Origin of the sequence: Pseudomonas fuscovaginae SE-1, assembly GCF_000364705.1 — a bacterium.
GTDB classification, from domain to species: Bacteria; Pseudomonadota; Gammaproteobacteria; order Pseudomonadales; family Pseudomonadaceae; genus Aquipseudomonas; species Aquipseudomonas fuscovaginae_A.
Genome location: NZ_AQOH01000249.1, coordinates 1 through 965, shown reverse-complemented (window position 1 = coordinate 965; position 965 = coordinate 1). Strand labels below are relative to the sequence as shown.

General features: G+C 57.4%; 1 protein-coding gene and 2 pseudogenes. 2 read left to right on the top strand and 1 reads right to left on the bottom strand.

The genetic code is table 11. The features are described 5' to 3' along the window. Positions 1 to 69: hypothetical protein (locus K675_RS33725; protein ID WP_232434455.1), on the top strand; the 69-nt coding region annotated here is incomplete at its 5' end. A 16-nt stretch (positions 70 to 85) separates the two neighbouring features. Here K675_RS33725 and K675_RS31185 read toward each other — a convergent pair. After that, positions 86 to 274 (bottom strand): annotated as a pseudogene (locus tag K675_RS31185) (ABC transporter substrate-binding protein); the annotation flags it as partial. A gap of 443 nt (positions 275 to 717) precedes the next feature. Here K675_RS31185 and K675_RS31180 point away from each other — a divergent pair. Further along, positions 718 to 921, top strand: a pseudogene (locus K675_RS31180) (ATP phosphoribosyltransferase regulatory subunit); the annotation flags it as partial. Positions 922 to 965 lie beyond the last annotated feature (44 nt).

The following is a 965-nucleotide window of genomic DNA, read 5'->3' as shown; positions in this document are numbered from 1 at the left end:
AAGGAAAAGAACTTCTTCGAGACCCGCGTGATCGAGTACCAGACTGGCGGTGCGTTGAGCTGGGACTGACTCGTCGCGCAAGGTGGCGGCCGAGCATCCACTCGAACTGCACCGCCACCCGTTGCGGGCGCTTGCCCACCACCGCCTCGAAACTCGGGTCGTTGTCGGCCAGGTGTTCGACCTTGTCGTTCTGCGCCTTGAACTCCGCCAGCACATGGTTGAACCACAGCGAGGTGCCGACCCGCTTGTCCCCCAGCCCCAGTGCATAGAGCATCGGCTGGCTGTTGGGAACGCGGCAAGAACGGCTCTCATTTGCTGAAGGTCGATATCACAGCGTTCTGAAATGCTCATTTCTCGACTCATTCGAGAACAATGGTCGCCCTGGGCCATGTCTCGGATCTGCTCAGGAGCGCCGACCAGGTAACTGCTTGTAAACGCAGCCCTGGCTGTGCCACGATGGGATATGACTCAATTCATTCAAAGCAACCGCCATCACTATCACGGACCCCGTTCAGGGTGCCGCGGTTGCTTGTGCTCTTTGATTGATCAGAAACGCTGATCAATCGATGAACCGAACCAAGGCGCCCATGGCGCCTTTTTTATTGCCTGTAGAAATGGAGAGATGAGAAATGACCATGCTTCGTGGAACCCGAATCGTGACCGGCAAGGAAGCGGCAACTCTGCGTGAAATAGAAAACCGCTTCCGGAGCTGCCTTCATCGAAGCCGGGGCTGAGGAGGCAATCGTTCCTGCCCTGTGGGGCCAGGACACCTTTATCGAGAAAGCTGGAGGCAGCGAAATCATCGGGCAGATGTGGGCCTTCAATGACAAGGCCAAACGTCCCTGCTGCCTGATCCCGGAGGCGACGGCGCTGTTTCAGGAGCGCAAGGAGGCACTGCTCGGATCACGCAAGGAAGCGATGTGTTAGTGCCGATGCAAAACTGACCCACCCCAGCGAAGTAAAAC